The sequence below is a fragment of the Cellulomonas cellasea genome, from assembly GCF_006538745.1.
Lineage (GTDB): Bacteria > Actinomycetota > Actinomycetes > Actinomycetales > Cellulomonadaceae > Cellulomonas_A > Cellulomonas_A cellasea.
Window position 1 is genome coordinate 62380 of the sequence record NZ_BJLR01000033.1, and the last position, 15295, is coordinate 77674.

10 protein-coding genes are annotated in these 15295 nt (G+C 73.9%); 6 read left to right on the forward strand and 4 right to left on the reverse strand.

The features are described from left to right. Positions 1–76 precede the first annotated feature (76 nt). The 3 genes from CCE01nite_RS17375 to CCE01nite_RS17385 are packed head-to-tail and all read left to right on the forward strand — an operon-like array spanning position 77 to position 2615. Complete coding sequence (locus tag CCE01nite_RS17375; protein WP_052104451.1) at positions 77–1693, forward strand: acyl-CoA carboxylase subunit beta; 1617 nt, start codon at positions 77–79, stop codon at positions 1691–1693. After that, the gene (locus CCE01nite_RS17380; RefSeq protein ID WP_248784358.1) at positions 1690–2349 is read left to right on the forward strand and encodes a hypothetical protein; all 660 of its coding nucleotides are present in this window, start codon (positions 1690–1692) and stop codon (positions 2347–2349) included. The genes CCE01nite_RS17375 and CCE01nite_RS17380 overlap by 4 nt, the downstream gene beginning before the upstream one ends. After that, positions 2346–2615 (forward strand): acyl-CoA carboxylase epsilon subunit, encoded by a 270-nt coding sequence (locus CCE01nite_RS17385; RefSeq protein ID WP_141372750.1) that lies wholly within the window; start codon positions 2346–2348, stop codon positions 2613–2615. Before CCE01nite_RS17380 ends, CCE01nite_RS17385 begins: the two co-directional genes overlap by 4 nt. A 15-nt stretch (positions 2616–2630) precedes the next feature. Here the strand turns inward: CCE01nite_RS17385 and CCE01nite_RS17390 are convergent, their stop codons facing one another. Both CCE01nite_RS17390 and CCE01nite_RS17395 read right to left on the reverse strand, forming a co-directional pair. After that, positions 2631–3470 carry an ABC transporter permease gene (locus tag CCE01nite_RS17390; protein ID WP_141372751.1) on the reverse strand — a complete coding sequence of 280 codons (840 nt, stop codon included), beginning with the start codon at positions 3468–3470 and terminating at the stop codon, positions 2631–2633. Then, on the reverse strand, positions 3467–4504 hold the full coding sequence (locus tag CCE01nite_RS17395; protein WP_141372752.1) for an ATP-binding cassette domain-containing protein: 1038 nt from the start codon (positions 4502–4504) through the stop codon (positions 3467–3469). The genes CCE01nite_RS17390 and CCE01nite_RS17395 overlap by 4 nt, the downstream gene beginning before the upstream one ends. Positions 4505–4626: 122 nt before the next feature. Here CCE01nite_RS17395 and CCE01nite_RS17400 point away from each other — a divergent pair, with 122 nt between their 5' ends. The 3 genes from CCE01nite_RS17400 (at position 4627) to CCE01nite_RS17410 (ending at position 8306) form a co-directional block, all read left to right on the forward strand. After that, positions 4627–5409 carry a TetR/AcrR family transcriptional regulator gene (locus CCE01nite_RS17400; RefSeq protein WP_034632613.1) on the forward strand — a complete coding sequence of 261 codons (783 nt, stop codon included), beginning with the start codon at positions 4627–4629 and terminating at the stop codon, positions 5407–5409. Positions 5410–5490: 81 nt separating this feature from the next. Beyond that, complete coding sequence (locus CCE01nite_RS17405) at positions 5491–7137, forward strand: DUF885 domain-containing protein (RefSeq protein WP_084142833.1); 1647 nt, start codon at positions 5491–5493, stop codon at positions 7135–7137. A gap of 176 nt (positions 7138–7313) precedes the next feature. Next, on the forward strand, positions 7314–8306 hold the full coding sequence (locus CCE01nite_RS17410) for a DUF418 domain-containing protein (RefSeq protein WP_034632622.1): 993 nt from the start codon (positions 7314–7316) through the stop codon (positions 8304–8306). Between the two features lie 141 nt (positions 8307–8447). Here CCE01nite_RS17410 and CCE01nite_RS17415 read toward each other — a convergent pair whose 3' ends face one another. Beyond that, the gene (locus CCE01nite_RS17415) at positions 8448–8747 is read right to left on the reverse strand and encodes a hypothetical protein (RefSeq protein ID WP_034632625.1); all 300 of its coding nucleotides are present in this window, start codon (positions 8745–8747) and stop codon (positions 8448–8450) included. A 4-nt stretch (positions 8748–8751) separates the two neighbouring features. Then, entirely contained in the window at positions 8752–15060 is a 6309-nt protein-coding gene (locus CCE01nite_RS17420) for a DUF6531 domain-containing protein (RefSeq protein ID WP_141372753.1), read from the reverse strand. Positions 15061–15295: the final 235 nt, after the last annotated feature.

Consider the following 15295-nt stretch of genomic DNA (forward strand, 5'->3'; position numbering starts at 1 on the left):
TCGCACAACCCGCACGCCCAGACGCGTGCCGCCGACGAGCGCCGGTCCTGGGCGCGGGGCAACTAGCCTCTGTCGGGTGACCGACGCACCCGACGGGCCCGCAGCCCTGCCGACACCCACGACGAGCAGCACGGCCGCCAAGATCGAGGACCTCGCGGCCCGGCACGAGGCCGCCGTCGTGACGCCCGAGGAGAACGCCGCCGCGAAGCAGCACGCGCGCGGCAAGAAGACCGCCCGCGAGCGCATCGACGCGCTGCTCGACCAGGGCTCGTTCACCGAGCTCGACGCGTTCGTGCGGCACCGGTCCACGAACTTCGGGCTCGAGAAGAAGCGCATCGCCGGGGACGGCGTCGTCGTCGGGCACGGGACGGTCGACGGGCGGCCCGTCGCGATCTACTCCCAGGACTTCACCGTCTTCGGCGGGAGCCTCGGGGAGGTGCACGGCCAGAAGATCACCAAGGTCATGGACCTCGCGCTGCGCACGGGCGTCCCGCTCATCGGGATCAGCGACGGCGGCGGCGCGCGCATCCAGGAGGGCGTCGCGGGGCTCACGCAGTTCGCGGAGATCTTCCGCCGGAACGTCGCCGCGTCGGGCGTGATCCCGCAGATCAGCCTCATCCTCGGCCCGAGCGCGGGCGGCGCGGTGTACTCCCCCGCGCTGACCGACTTCATCGTCATGGCCGACGGCACCTCGAACATGTTCATCACCGGACCCGACGTGATCCGCGCCGTGACGGGCGAGGACGTCGGCTTCGAGGAGCTCGGGGGCGCGACGACGCACAACACGAAGTCGGGCGTCGCGCACTACCTCGCCTCGGACGAGGACGACGCGATCGACTACGTGCGCTCGCTGCTGTCCTACCTGCCGCAGAACAACCTCACGGACCCGCCGACGTTCTCCCACGAGGCCGAGCTCACGGTCAGCGAGGCGGACGCCGAGCTCGACACGCTCGTGCCCGACTCCGACTCCCAGCCCTACGACATGCGCACCGTCGTGGAGCACGTCGTCGACGACGGCGTGCTGCTCGAGGTCCAGCCGCTCTACGCGCAGAACGTGCTCATCGCCTTCGGGCACGTCGAGGGCCACCCCGTCGGGATCGTCGCGAACCAGCCGCTCGCGATGGCCGGGACGCTCGACATCAACGCCGCCGAGAAGGCCGCGCGGTTCGTGCGCACGTGCGACGCGTTCAACATCCCGGTCCTGACGTTCGTCGACGTCCCCGGCTTCCTGCCCGGCACCGACCAGGAGTGGAACGGCATCATCCGGCGCGGCGCCAAGCTCATCTACGCCTACGCGGAGGCGACCGTCCCGCTCGTCACGGTCATCACCCGCAAGGCGTACGGTGGCGCGTACATCGTCATGGGCTCCAAGCAGCTGGGCGCGGACGTCAACCTCGCCTGGCCGACGGCGCAGATCGCGGTCATGGGCGCCGGAGGTGCGGTGAACATCCTGCAGCGCGGCGCGCTCAAGGCCGTCGCCGACGCGGGCGGCGACGTCGAGGCCGAGCGGGCCCGGCTCACGCGGGAGTACGAGGAGGCCATCGTGAACCCCTGGGACGCCGCGGACCGCGGCTACGTCGACGCGGTCATCCCGCCGTCGCACACGCGCACCGAGATCGTGAAGGCGCTGCGCCTGCTGCGGACCAAGCGCGCGAGCCTGCCGCCCAAGAAGCACGGGAACATCCCGCTGTGAGCGGCGTCGAGGACCCCACGGGCACGGGCGGCGGGGCGGACGACAGCGCGTCGGGGCCCGACCAGCACGGCGCCGCGTCGGGGCACGAGCACGGCGGCGGCCACGGTGACGAGCACGACGGCCACGGGCACGAGGGCCACGACCATCCCGCGCACGGCCCCGACCCGCTGAGCGGCGTCGACGCGGCCGAGCTGCACGTGACGGTCGACGAGCTCACCGCGGTGCTGCACGAGTACATCGAGACGGCCGTGGGCGTGCGCGCGGAGTTCGGCGCGCACGAGGCCGACGAGGACCCGCGGATCCTCGCCATCGAGGCGCGCGTCTCGGGCCTCAACGCCGCCCTGTACGACCTCGTGCACGAGCGTCTCGGGCTGCACTCGGACCTCACGGGCATGACGTGGGACGACGCCGACGAGGACGAGTCCGGCGCCGACGTGCTGCCGGGCCCCGAGGAGGTCGAGACCTTTCACCTCGGGTTCGTCGTCGGGCCCCAGGCCGGCACGTCCGACCTGTCGATGGACTCGGTGCTCGGCCTGGTCGACGACGCGGGCGAGCAGATCGCCCGCCGGCTGATGGACTCCGGCTTCGAGGTCTCGGAGTGGGGCGCCTCGCGCGGTGCGCCGGTGCTGTTCGACGACCACGAGGACGACGAGTGAGCGCCGCGTCGCCGTCGCCGGACGGCGCGCCGTCGCCCGACGACGCGCCGCCCGCGTCACGCCCGCACGTGCGCGTGGTCCGCGGGGCGCCCGACGACGTCGAGCTCGCGGCCCTCGTCGCCGGGCTGGTCGCCGCGGCGTCCGACGCGGGCGGCACCGAGGGCCCTGCTCCCCGGTCCGCCTGGAGCGACCGGGCGCGGGTGCTGCGCGGCACCGTCGCCCCCGCCGCCGGGCCGGACGCGTGGCGCTGGAGCCTGCGCGGCTGACCGACACCACCCGGGTCAGCGCCCCAGCGTGACCCACCGCCGGACCGCGAGCGCGAAGAACACCACGGCCAGCGCCGTCGGCCACACGACCGCCGCGAGCACGCTGTGCTCCGCGAGCCACCCGTCGCCCGCGACCCCGGGGTTGCCGAACAGCTCGCGCGCGGCCGCGACGGTCGCCGCCATGGGGTTGACCTGCGCGAGCGCGCCGAGCCACGCCGGCATCGTGCTCGTCGGCACGAACGCGTTGGACAGGAACGCGAACGGCCACACGACGATCTGCACGGCCATGACCGAGCCGGGTCCGCGCGCGACGAGGCCGAGGTAGATCCCGACCCACAGGAACGCGAACCGCAGCAGGAGCAGCAGCGCGATCGCGAGCGCCGCGCGCGCCGGACCGTCGTGCCAGCGCCAGCCCACGAGCAGGCCGACGCCGACCATGACCGCGAGGCCGACCACGGAGTTGAGCATGTCGGCGATGCAGCGCCCGAGGACGACGCCGGCGGACGACATCGGCATCGACCGGAACCGGTCGGTCACCCCCTTCTCGGCGTCGGTCGCCACGGCCGTCATCGTCGACTCGAGCCCGAAGACCATCGTCAGCGCGAACATCCCGGGCATGAGGAACTCGAGGTAGCTGCCGCCGCCCTCGACGGCCATGCCGCCCCCGAGCAGGTACCCGAACATGACGACCATGAGCACGGGGAACAGCAGCCCGACGGCGAGCTGACCGGGCTGGCGGCGCCAGTGCTGCAGGTCGCGCAGCGCGATCGTCCAGCCGTCCGCGAGCGCCCAGCGCAGCGCGGAGCCCGTGGGGACGGGGGTGCGGACCGCGGGGGCGGTCAGGGTCGCGCTCATGCGGCCTCCTCGGTGGTGCGGGCGGTGCCGGCCGGGGCGGCGGCGTCCGGCGCGGCGCGGTCCGGCTGCGCGGCAGGCTCCGGCTGCGCGGCGTGGCCGGTGAGGCGCAGGTAGGCCTCGTCGAGCGTCGGGCGGCGCAGCCCGAGGTCGTCGACCGCGAGGCCCGCGGGCGTGAGCGCCGCCACGACCGCGGCGAGCGCGCCCATCCGGTCGGCCACGGGCGCGGTCACGCGGCGCGCCGCGACGTCCGTGTCCACGTCGCCCGGGGGTGCGCCGAGCGCGCGGGCGACGAGCGCGGCGGCGTGCGGCAGGTCGGCGGCGTCCGCGAGCACGACGTCGATCCGGTCGCCGCCGGTGGCGGACTTGAGCTCGGCGGACGTCCCGAGCGCGACGACCCGGCCGGCGTCGAGCACGCACACCCGGTCGGCGAGGCGGTCGGCCTCGTCGAGGTGCTGCGTGGTGAGCAGCACGGTCGTGCCGTCGCCGACGAGCGTGCGGACGGCGGCCCAGACGTCGAGGCGGCCCTGCGGGTCGAGCCCGGTGGTCGGCTCGTCGAGGAACAGCACGGGCGGCGCGAGCAGCAGGCTCGCGGCCAGGTCGAGGCGCCGGCGCATGCCGCCCGAGAAGTGGCGCACGGCCTTGTCGCCGGTGTCGGCGAGCCGGAACGCGTCGAGCAGCTCGTCCGCGCGCACGCGTGCGGCCCGCACGCCGAGGTGGTGCAGGCGGCCGAACATGACGAGGTTCTGCCGGGCTCCCAGCACCTCGTCCAGCGCGGCGCTCTGGCCGACGAGGCCGATGTTCCGGCGCACCTCGTGCGGGGAGCGCAGCACGTCGTGGCCGGCGACCTCGGCGGTCCCGGAGTCGGGGCGCAGCAGCGTCGTGAGGATGCGGACGGCGGTGGTCTTGCCCGCGCCGTTGGGCCCGAGCAGCCCGAGCACGGTCCCGGCGGGGACGTCGAGGTCGACGTGGTCGAGCACGGTCCTGGTGCCGTAGCTCTTGGTCAGGTGGTGCAGGCGGATGGCGGACGGGGTCATGGCGCGCCTTTCCCGTATGGCGTACGGAGATAACAGGACGACGGTAGCGTACGCTGTACGGAGTTGTCGAGCCTCGCCGGTCACGACCCCCTCCGGCGCCCGGCGTGCGGGAGGATGGCGGCATGGCGACCGAGTTCACGGGCACCGGCGACCCGGCCCGCAGCATGGAGCTGCTCTGGCGCGACGGCCACGAGCCGCGGCCGGCGCGCGGGCCGCGGGCCCGCCTCACGGTCGACGCGATCGTCGACGCCGCGGTCGCGCTCGCGGACGCCGAGGGCCTCGCCGTGCTGTCGATGCGCCGGGTCGCCGAGCAGCTCGGCGTCGGCGCGATGTCGCTCTACACGTACGTCCCCGGCAAGGGCGAGCTCATCGACCTCATGCTCGACCGGGCCCTCGCCGAGATGTACCCCGACGGCCCGCCCTCGCCGCAGACGCCCTGGCGCGAGCGGCTCGAGCACGTGGCGCGCGCCAACTGGGACTTCTACGTGCGCCACCCCTGGGCGCTGCACGTCGCGACCGGTCGCCCGCCGCTCGGCCCCCACATCATGGCCAAGTACGAGGTCGAGCTCCGGGCCGTCGACGGGACCGGGCTCGACGAGCTCGAGATGGACTCCGTCGTGACGCTGCTCAACGGGTTCGTCAACGGGACCGTCGGGGGCCTGCTCGAGAAGGGCGAGGCCGAGCGGACGACCGGGATCACCGAGCAGCAGTGGTGGGACGCGACCGCTCCCTACGTCGACCGCGTCTTCGACGCCGAGCGCTACCCGACCGTCGCGCGCGTCGGGCCCGTCGCGGGAGAGGCGCTGCAGGCCGCGTACGACCCGGACCACGCGTTCCACTTCGGGCTCGCACGCCTGCTCGACGGCGTGGCCGCTCTCATCGAGGCGCGCCGGGCCGCCGGGTAGGGTCGCTCCGTGAGCACGAACCAGCACCTCAGCGCCCGCCGCGAACCCACCCCGATCGACGCGATCGCCGACGCGCACGTCATGACGGTCGCGCGCCTCGACCCCGTCCTCGCGACCGAGATGGGCGTCGCCGGGTTCGACCACGAGATGACCGACCTGTCCCCCGCGGGCCACGCGGCACGCGCCGACGCGACGCGGAGCACGCTCGTCGCCCTCGACGCGCACGCGCCCGCCGACGCCGTCGACGAGGTCACGCTCTCCGCGATGCGCGAGCGCCTGGGCCTCGAGCTCGAGCTCGACGCGGCGGGGGAGAACCTCGCGAGCCTCAACAACATCGCCTCGCCGGTCCAGGGCCTGCGCGACGTCTTCGACAGCATGCCGACGGGCACGGTCGAGGCGTGGGAGAACGTCGCGGCACGCCTCAACAAGGTCCCGGACTCGATGGCCGGCTACATCGAGTCCCTGCGCCTCGCGGCGTCGCAGGGCCACGTCGCCGCCGTCCGCCAGGTGCGCGAGGCCATCGAGCAGGCGACCGAGCTCGCCGACCCGTCGACGTCGTTCTTCACGACCTACGTCCAGGGACCCGACGTCGCCGCGGCGCTCGACGAGTCCGCGTCGTGCTCGCTGGTCCGTGCCGAGCTCGAGCGCGGTGCCGCCGCCGCGCGCGAGGCGTACGGCCGGCTCACGACGTTCCTGCGCGAGGAGCTCGCGCCGCAGGCGCCCGAGGCCGACGCCGCGGGCCGCGAGCGCTACGGGCTCTGGTCGCGCTACTTCCTCGGCGCGACGGTCGACCTCGAGGAGACCTACGCGTGGGGACTCGAGGAGCTCGCGCGCGTCGTCGCGGAGCAGGAGGCCGTCGCCGCGCAGATCGCCGGCCCGGGCGCGACCGTCGAGCAGGCCGTCGCCGCGCTCGACGCCGACCCGTCCCGCACCCTGCACGGCACCGACGCGCTGCGGGCGTGGATGCAGGAGACGTCCGACACCGCGATCGCCGCCCTCGACGGGGCGCACTTCGACATCCCCGAGCCGCTGCTCACGCTCGAGTGCCGCATCGCCCCGACGCAGAACGGCGGCATCTACTACACCGGCCCGAGCGACGACTTCACGCGCCCCGGGCGCATGTGGTGGTCCGTCCCGCCGTCGGTCACGACGTTCAACACGTGGCGCGAGAAGACCACGGTTTTCCACGAGGGCATCCCCGGCCACCACCTCCAGGTCGGCCAGGCCGTCTACGAGCGCGCGACGCTCAACTCGTGGCGCCGGCTCGCGTGCTGGGTCTCCGGCCACGGCGAGGGCTGGGCGCTGTACGCCGAGCGGCTCATGGCCGACCTCGGCTTCATGGACGACCCGGGCGACCGCCTCGGCATGCTCGACGGCCAGCGCATGCGCGCCGCGCGCGTCGTGCTCGACATCGGGGTGCACCTCGGCCTGCCGGCGCCCGAGCGGTGGGGCGGCGGCACGTGGGACGCCGACAAGGCGTGGCACTTCCTGCTCGCGAACGTGAACATGCCCGAGGCGTTCATCCGCTTCGAGCTCAACCGCTACCTCGGCTGGCCCGGGCAGGCGCCGTCGTACAAGGTCGGCCAGCGGCTCTGGGAGCAGGCGCGGGACGACGCCGCCGCGGCCGCCCGGGCGCGCGGCGAGCAGTTCGACCTGCGCGAGTTCCACAAGCGTGCGCTCGCGCTCGGCGGGCTGCCGCTCGACGTGCTCCGGACCGCGCTGGTCTGAGCCGCGCGACGACCGGGCGTCCACCCGCGGGGAGTCCCGCGGGTGGACGCCCGGTCCGTCCCCGGGCGGACCGGGCACGCCGGGCGGGGGCCCACGGACGGGCGCGTCCCCGGTCGTCGCGGCCTGAGGCTGGTCACGTGACCCCTGGCACCGCACCGTCCGACACCGTTCCGTCCGTGACCACCCGCGCCCCGGCCCCGGGGCGCCCCCGCATCGCTGCGCTCGACGTGCTCCGCGGCCTCGGGCTGTGCGGGATCCTCGTGCCGAACTTCCTCACCGTCGCCCGGTTCGGCTACGAGTCCGGGGACCGGCCGCCCGCGACGCTCGCCGACGCGAGCGGCTGGATCGAGCTGCTCGCCCACCAGCGCTTCTTCCCGATCTTCTCCCTGCTGTTCGGCATCGGCTTCACGCTGTTCCTCGAGTCCGCGACGCGACGCGGCGCGCCCCACCCCCGGGTCCTGCTGCTCCGCCGGCTGCTGCTCCTGCTCCCGCTCGGCATCGGGCACGCGTTCGTGCACCCCGGCGAGGCGCTCAGCCAGTACGCGGTCTTCGGGCTGCTCGTGCTGCTGCCGTCGTCGTGGCTCCCGCGGTGGCTCGTCGCCGCCGGCGGCGCCGTCGGCGTCGTGCTGGCGCTGTGGCTCTTCGAGGGCGGGCTGCCGCTGATCCCGGGGCTGTTCCTCGTCGGGTCCGCGCTCGTGCGCTACGGCGTCGTCGACCGCATGGGCCGGCCGACGCTGCGCGGCACCGGCCCGGTGTTCCTGGTGTTCGCCGTCCTCGCCGGCGTCGCGGTCCCGTGGCACGTCGGCGAGATCACCGAGACGTGGTCGAGCCACTCGTCGGGCGTCACGGGCGTGCTCCTGGCCGGTGCCTACGTCACCGGGACGCTCGTGCTGCTCTCGACACCCGCCCGGTCGGTGCTGACCGCGGCGCTCGCCCCGCTCGGGCGCATGGCGCTCACGAACTACGTCACCGCCACGTTCCTCATGATCGGCGCGGGTCACCTGCTCGACCTGCCGCACGCCGACACGTACACGGGCCTGCTGCTGGCGGCGCTCGGGATCCTCGTCGCGCAGTGGGCGTTCTCCACGCTCTGGCTGCGGCACCACCGCCAGGGCCCGCTCGAGTGGCTCTGGCGCCGGGGCACGTGGTGGGGGTCGGAGCGCGGCTGAGCAGCGCCGTCCACGCTCGGCAGCGCCGACGGGGCCCGTTCGGACCCACGGCACGTCGGCGTGGTCGAGATGCCGAGCCCGTCGAGGAGGTCGTCGGCGTCGTGCAGCCTCCAGCCCGACCCGACCAGGACACCGCGCCGCTCACGACGGGTCCTCGTCCTCGTCGGACAGGTAGGCGTCGTTCTCCGCGTAGAACACCACCGCCTCGCACGCCTCTGCCAGGCTCGGTGTGCGCTCGTCGCGCCATGCAGACCACACCTCGAGCACCTCCTGCGCGATCCACAGCTCCAGCAGGTACGTCCACCCGTCGGGCGGCGCCTCGCCGTCGTGCACGAGGATCACCTCCGTCGCCCCGGTCACCGGCACGCTCCCTTCTCGGACGTAGATGACGCTCGTGCGCGGCTTCGAGCCGATGTCCGCGATGACGTCGTGCAGCAGCACGGAGCTACCCCCAGATCTTGAAGCCGCCTCTGCGGCCGGGGTGGAACAGGTCACGGAAGCGTCCCCCGGCACTGTGCTGACCCATCGGGACGAGCTGCATCCGCCCAGGGTCGGCGTGGTGGTGCCAGGTCCACCCGAGCGCGCTCGGGCTCTCGCTGCTCACCCCACCACGGGCCCCTTGGATCTGGTTGCGGATGCCGGGGATGATCCGTTCCATCATCGCGTCGAAGTCTGCGTCCCCGTTCATCGCGGCCAGCAGGTTCTCGTTCGACTCCCGGAAGTGGTCGCCGCGCGTCTTGCCCGGGTAGGAACCTCGCGAGAGCCGGGTCTCGTAGGCGACGCTGTAGGCGTTGCCCGGGCCCTGCGACGGGTTGGAGCACGCGCACGCCCGGCCGCCCGAGGGCTGCGTACCGCAGTTGTGCACGAGGACGGAGGTGTCGCCCGCCTGCACGTAGTACGTGTGGTCGGTGTCGACAGTGAGGTTGTGGACCCGGGCGAAGGTGGACCTGTCGTGGACCGCGGTGACTGTGACGGTGGTTCCGTCGCTCGCCACGACCCTGTCGCCGACGACGATCTGAGCGGCCTCGACCCAGGTGCCGTCGACCCGGAGGAACTCGTGCGCCTCGGTCGCGGTGACCTTCTCGGCCAGGGCGTCGTCAGCGGTCGTCGCCGGTCCGCCCCCGCCGACGCCGGCGAACTCCAGGTCGATCATCCGCTTGGCGCCGGCGGAGGTGACAGATGCCACGACCTGCCGCGCACCGGTCGACCCCTCCGGGCCGGTGGCGGCGACGGTGTCTCCGGGCTCGAGGTCCTCGATGGCCCGGGTGGTCCCGTCGGCCAGGAGCACCCGGGTGCCCGGCGGGAAGGAGCTGGGCCGCTCGCACGCGTCGCCCTTCTTGGCCTTGGCGTTGGCCTTCTTCGCCGACGCGACCTCCTTGGTCGTCTTCGTCGCGACCGTCTTCGTCGACGCGGCGGCGTCCTGGGCCTGCTTCGCCGCGGTGTTCGCCTTCGAGACCGCCGCGGCGTCCGGGGTCACCTTCGTCGCCGCGGGGATGTCGTCCAGCGCGCGCCGGGCGGCCTTGAGCTTGGAGTATCCCTCGACCAGGCGCTTGCCGACCCCGACCGCCTTGATCGCGACCTTCGCCGCCTTGAACAGCTTGCCCCACGGCACCGCGTTCAGCGCCGTCGAGATGCACGCCCCGACGTCGCCCTCGGTCACGCACTTCTTCGCGTCGGTGTACCCGATCAGGTCCAGGACCAGGCCGATGATCTCGTCGCCGATCTGCGAGACCAGCGCCTCCGCCTCGGCGACCGCCTTCTTCGCCGCCGCCCGCTGACCCGCGAACGGGTCCGTCGCGCTCGTGCCCGCGTCGGTGCCCGTGCCCTTCTCCGGGGCCATGCCCGTCGGGTCCGTCGTGAACGTCGGACGGTTCGCCGCGTAGGCGTACGACGAGACCGCCGCGTTCTGCCCCGAGCCGACGACCGGGTCGACCGAGTCGAACCGGCCCGTGGAGGTGTCGTAGTTCCGGGCCCGGAGCTGGTACCGGTCCGACTGCGTCACGTCCCGGTAGCCGCCCGCGTACTGCAAGGGGTTGCTCGGTGCACCCGCGTCGAGCTGCGTGCCGCCGCCCACGAGGTCCGTGCCACGCGAGCCGCCGAACGGGTCGTAGTCGTACGCCCACTGCGGCGCACCCGACTCCGACACCATCCCCGACACGCCGCCGAGCCAGTCACGCACGTAGGAGGAGAACCCGCCCGACCCCGCGCCCTCCCCCGTCGCCGCGCCGTCGAACAGCGCGAGCGGCGACCCGTCGGGCGCGTACAGGAACGACGTCGCGGACGACGAGGTCTCGGCACCGTCCGCGCCGAGGTCGGACAGCGTCTCGGTGGCCAGCATCGGCATGCCCGCCGCGATGTCCCACGACCAGTCGGTCGCGGTCCCCGCGCCCGAGGTCTGCCCCTCGGCGCGCGTGACCGAGCCGAGCCGCATGCCTGCACCGTCGTAGGCGTACTGCGTCGACCTCCCGCCGACCGTCGCCGAGGCGAGCGAGCGGTCGAGGTTGTACGTGTACCGCTCGTCGCCGGCGCGGGTCTGGTTGCCCTCCGCGTCGTAGGCGTACTCCCGTGTCCCCGGGCGCACGTCGGCGAGGCCGGTGACCTGGCCCGTGATCGACGTGACCTCGCGGGTGAGCTGGTCGCCCGCGTCGTAGGTGTACGCGGTGCTCGCGCTGCCGGTCGCCGTCGTGACCTTCTGGGTCTTCCGGTTCCCGACCAGGTCGTAGGAGTAGTCGAACCGCTCGGCCGCGGCGGCGCCCGGGGCACAGCTCTGGGCGCCGTAGCAGGCCGAGGTGAGGCGGTGGGCCTTGTCGTACGAGTACGACGTCGCCTCGGTGACCTGCGTCCCGCCCGGCGTCGTGGTCCGTGCCGCGGTGATCCGCGTCGGGTTGCCCGCGGCGTCGAGGTCGAGCTCGTGCGACGAGACGACCTCGCCGCCCGCGCGCGTCGTGGCGGTGCGGGTCATCCGGCCCGCCGCGTCGTACTCGCGGTCCTCGGTCAGGCCCGTCGACTCCGGGAACGTGATCGACGTGAGCTGGTCGGCGACGTCGTACCCGAAGCCGTACGCCGCGCTCGTGCCGGCCCGGCTCGCCGTCAGCGAGGTGAGGCGGTCGGCGACGTCGTAGGTGGCGTCGACGGTCGTGCCGTCCGGGTAGGTGCGGGACGTCAGGTTGTCCTGGTCGTCGTAGCCGTACGTGAACGTCTCGACCGCACCGTCGACGCCCGTCCGTGTCGCCGCCGTGAGCAGGCCCGTGGCGTCGAACGTGTGCTCCCGCACCCCGCTCGCGTCGGCCATCGAGACCAGGCGGTTCTTCGCGTCGTAGCCGTACGTGAACGCCTGGCCCGCAGCGCCGAGCGTCTTCGACGTCAGCCGGTCGAGCGTGTCGTACGCGAGGAAGACCGTGCGTGCCTCGCGGTTCGGGTCGACGCGCGGGTCGCCCTCGACGACGCGGGCCGTGACGAGCCGGGTGAGGTTGGAGTTCGCGTCGTACACGTACTCGCGGCGCCGCCCCAGCGGGTCGGTCGTCGCCGTGGTCCGTCCGGCGCGGTCGTACTCGAGCGCAGCCTCGTGACCGAGCGGGTCGCGGCGCTTGATGACCTGGCCGTTCGCGTCGTACAGGTAGCGCAGCGACTGCTGCTCACCGCTCGCGTCCGGGCCGAGCACCGACGTCAGCCGGTCGGCGGCGTCGTAGCCGTAGCGGACGACCGAGCCGGTCGGGTCGGTCATCGACGCGAGACGCCCGACGGCGTCGTACGCGGCCTTCGTGACGTGACCGAGCGGGTCGCGGACCTCGACGGGGTTGCCCGACGGGTCGTAGGTGTACCGGGTCGTGAACGCCGCAGGGTCGGCGCCCGCGACGTGGCCGCGCGGCTCGGTGATCGCCACCAGGCGCCCGTCGTCGTCGTACTCCCACGTGACCACGCCGCCCGACGCCGTGACCTGGCGCGTCGGGTTGCCGGCCTGGTCGTACTCGATGCGCGCGGGCGACTCCACACCGGAGCCACCCGTGCGGCGGCCGGCCTTGTCGTACGTGAAGCCGAGGTCCTCGCCCGTCTCGTCGGAGATGTTCGTGACGTGGCCGGACGGGTCGTAGCCGATACCGGTCGTCGCGCCGAGCTCGTCGATCTGCTGGACCGGGCGGCCCAGCTCGTCGAAGCGCGTGTCGACCTGGACGAGACGCCCCTGCGAGTCCGGACGCTCCGCGCGGATGAGGTTGCCGCGGAAGTCGTAGTGGAACGTCGTCGTGTACGCGGTGCGGCGGGCCCTCGCGTCCGCGTCGGACTCGCCGTCGCGCTGCGCCTGGTTGCCGAGCGGCAGCGTCTCGGTCCTCACACGTCCCTGGCCGTCGTACGTCCACGACGTGCGGTTGCCCTCGCCGTCGGTGACCGAGGCCGTCCGGCCCGCCTTCGTGTACGTGTGCTCGGTGACGTTGCCGACCGGGTCCTTGAGCGTGACGAGCCGGCCGGAGTCGTCGTAGGTGTACCGGAACGAGTTCGCGAGCTGGTCGGTCACGACCACGACGTTGCCGAGCTCGTCGTACGTCGTGCGGACCTGGGCGTTCTTGCCCGGGTCGAACCGCTCGAGCACGCGGTCCTGGTGGTCGTAGACGACGCGCGTGCGGTACGAGTCCTTGCTCGCGCCCGCGACCGTGCCGCGCGGGTCGACGACCGACACCATGCGGCCGGTCCCGTCGTACGTGAACTCGGTGCGCCGGCCGGTCGCGGCGACCTCCGCGGTGCGGTTTCCCGCCGCGTCGTACTCGTAGCGCGTCACCTTGCCGCGCGGGTCCGTGCGGCGGGCGAGCAGCCCCCGCGCGTCGTAGACGTAGGAGTAGCCGTCGGTCTGCTCCGGGTCCTTCTGGCCCGTGAGCTCCTGCTCGGCGTTGTACGCGTACGACCACGTGTGACCGCGGCCGTCGGTGTGCGCGGTGAGGTTGTTGCCCGCGTCGAACGCGTTGCGCTCGACGTACTCGAACGGCGCCGGGGCGACGCGCTCGACCGGGTTGCCGTTCGGGTCGTGCGACGCCGCTGCCTGGTTGCCGTCGGGGTCGACGACGAGGCCCTCGTTGAGGCGGGCGTCGTACCGGTACGTGACCGTCTCGCCGTTGCCGTTGCGCGAGTACAGCAGCACGTTGTCGCGGTAGCCGTCGACCGAGACGACGCCGTCGGGGTCCGTCGTGGTGCCGACCTGCTCGCCCGCGTCCCAGGCGAACGTGCTGGCAGCGCCCGACGCGTCGGTCTGCTGCGTGACGCGGCCGGCCGCGTCGTACACGTTCGCGACGTCGCGCTTGCCGCGTGCGTTCGTGACCTCGGTGAGGCGACCGCCGGAGTACCGGTAGCTCCAGGTCAGTCCGCGTGCGTCCTGGACCTTCGCCAGGCGGCCGGACTCGTAGTCGAACTGCACGCTGCGCCCGTCGGGCAGCGTGATCTTGCTGATCGCCTCGACGTCGCGGCGGTTCTCGACGCGGACGACCCGGCCGGCGGCGTCCGTGACCGTCGACAGCAGCCCGGCGCTGTCGTAGGCGAGCGTGACGCCGTGACCGCGCGCGTCCTTCACGGACAGCAGCACGCCCTCGGCGTCGAACTCGAGCCGGCGCTGGTCGGGCGGGGTGAGCACCCAGCCGCCGCCCGGGCGGTCGGTCAGCACGGCGCGCACGCCGGCCGGCCGCTCGTAGGAGCCGTCGACGGCCCGCGTGTAGACCGCTTCGGCGCCGTCCTCCGCGCGCACCCGCACCGCGCCGGCACCGTCGCCGGCCTCGACCCGGGCGTCGTAGGTCCACGTCCAGCCCGCGCCGAACATGCCGACGCCCGGGTTCGCGGACGAGTAGAACCGCACCGCCTGGAACGGGATGCCGAAGCCGGACATCGTCAGGTCCGCCTCGGTGCGGTTGAACGCGCCGGTGCCGGTGTTGACGAGCGCGCCGCGCAGCTCCTGGCCGTCGACGGTGCGCCCGAGGACGTTGGGGCACGCGCAGCCGGCGGCCTGCTCGGCCGAGAGGCTCGGCGGGACGACGGTCGTGCGCGGCCGGGCTGCTGCCGAGGGCGCCGAGTCCGCGCGCTCGCCCGCGTCGTCCAGCACCGTGATCGTCACCGTGTAGGTGCGCGTCGCGTCGAGGACCCAGCCGTCGGCGGCGCCGAAGCTGCGGCAGAACTCGCGGGGGGAGCCGCAGCGAGCCAGGTCGTCGCGGTCGAGGTAGTTGGAGACCTGGGTCGCGCCCGTCTCGGCGTCGGTCACCGTGGCGAACCAGCGCGCCCAGGAGGTCGGGTCGCCGTCGGCCACGTCGGCGTCGAAGTACGTGACGAGCGAGGTGTCACCGAGCAGGTAGCCCGAGCGCAGCAGGACGTCGGTCGCGGCGCCCTCGGCCACGGCAGCCCCGGGTGCCGGCGGGACCGCCGGCTCGGGGACGTCGGTGGGAGCGGCGGCATCGACGGCGTCGGCGGCCGGCACGAGCAGCCCGGGTGCGGCGGGCGCGCCGGACCACCAGGCGACGCGCGACGAGGCCGCCTCGTCACCAGGGACCGCGGCGGCGTCGACCGCGGGCGGCTCCACCGGAGCGTCGAGCCCGTCGCCGGTCCGCACGGCGGTCGGGGGGAGCGGCCGCTCGACCGGCGGAGCCCCCTCGGTCGCCACCGGCGTCTCCGCGACCGCCACCCCCGCGCCGACCGGCACCAGGCTGATCGACGTGGCCGCGACCGCGACCGCGAGCGCCCGACCCACCACGACGCCGACACCACGTCGGCCTGCACGCACGTTCATCGCTGCCCCCTGGCACCCGTGCGCACCGGCCCCGCACGTCCTCGTGCGGCCGGGCTCCTCGACCTCGAGCCGCCCGACCCCCCTGTCGGCAGCGGAGTCAACCCACGTGGTGGGTCACGCGTATACGGACATCTCGGACACTGAGACGGTCGCGCGCGTGAGCCATGGGAGCGATCTCACCGCGAGATCACCGCGTCCATGGCAGCGGGAGGCGCCGTCCCAGCAGGTGCCACGC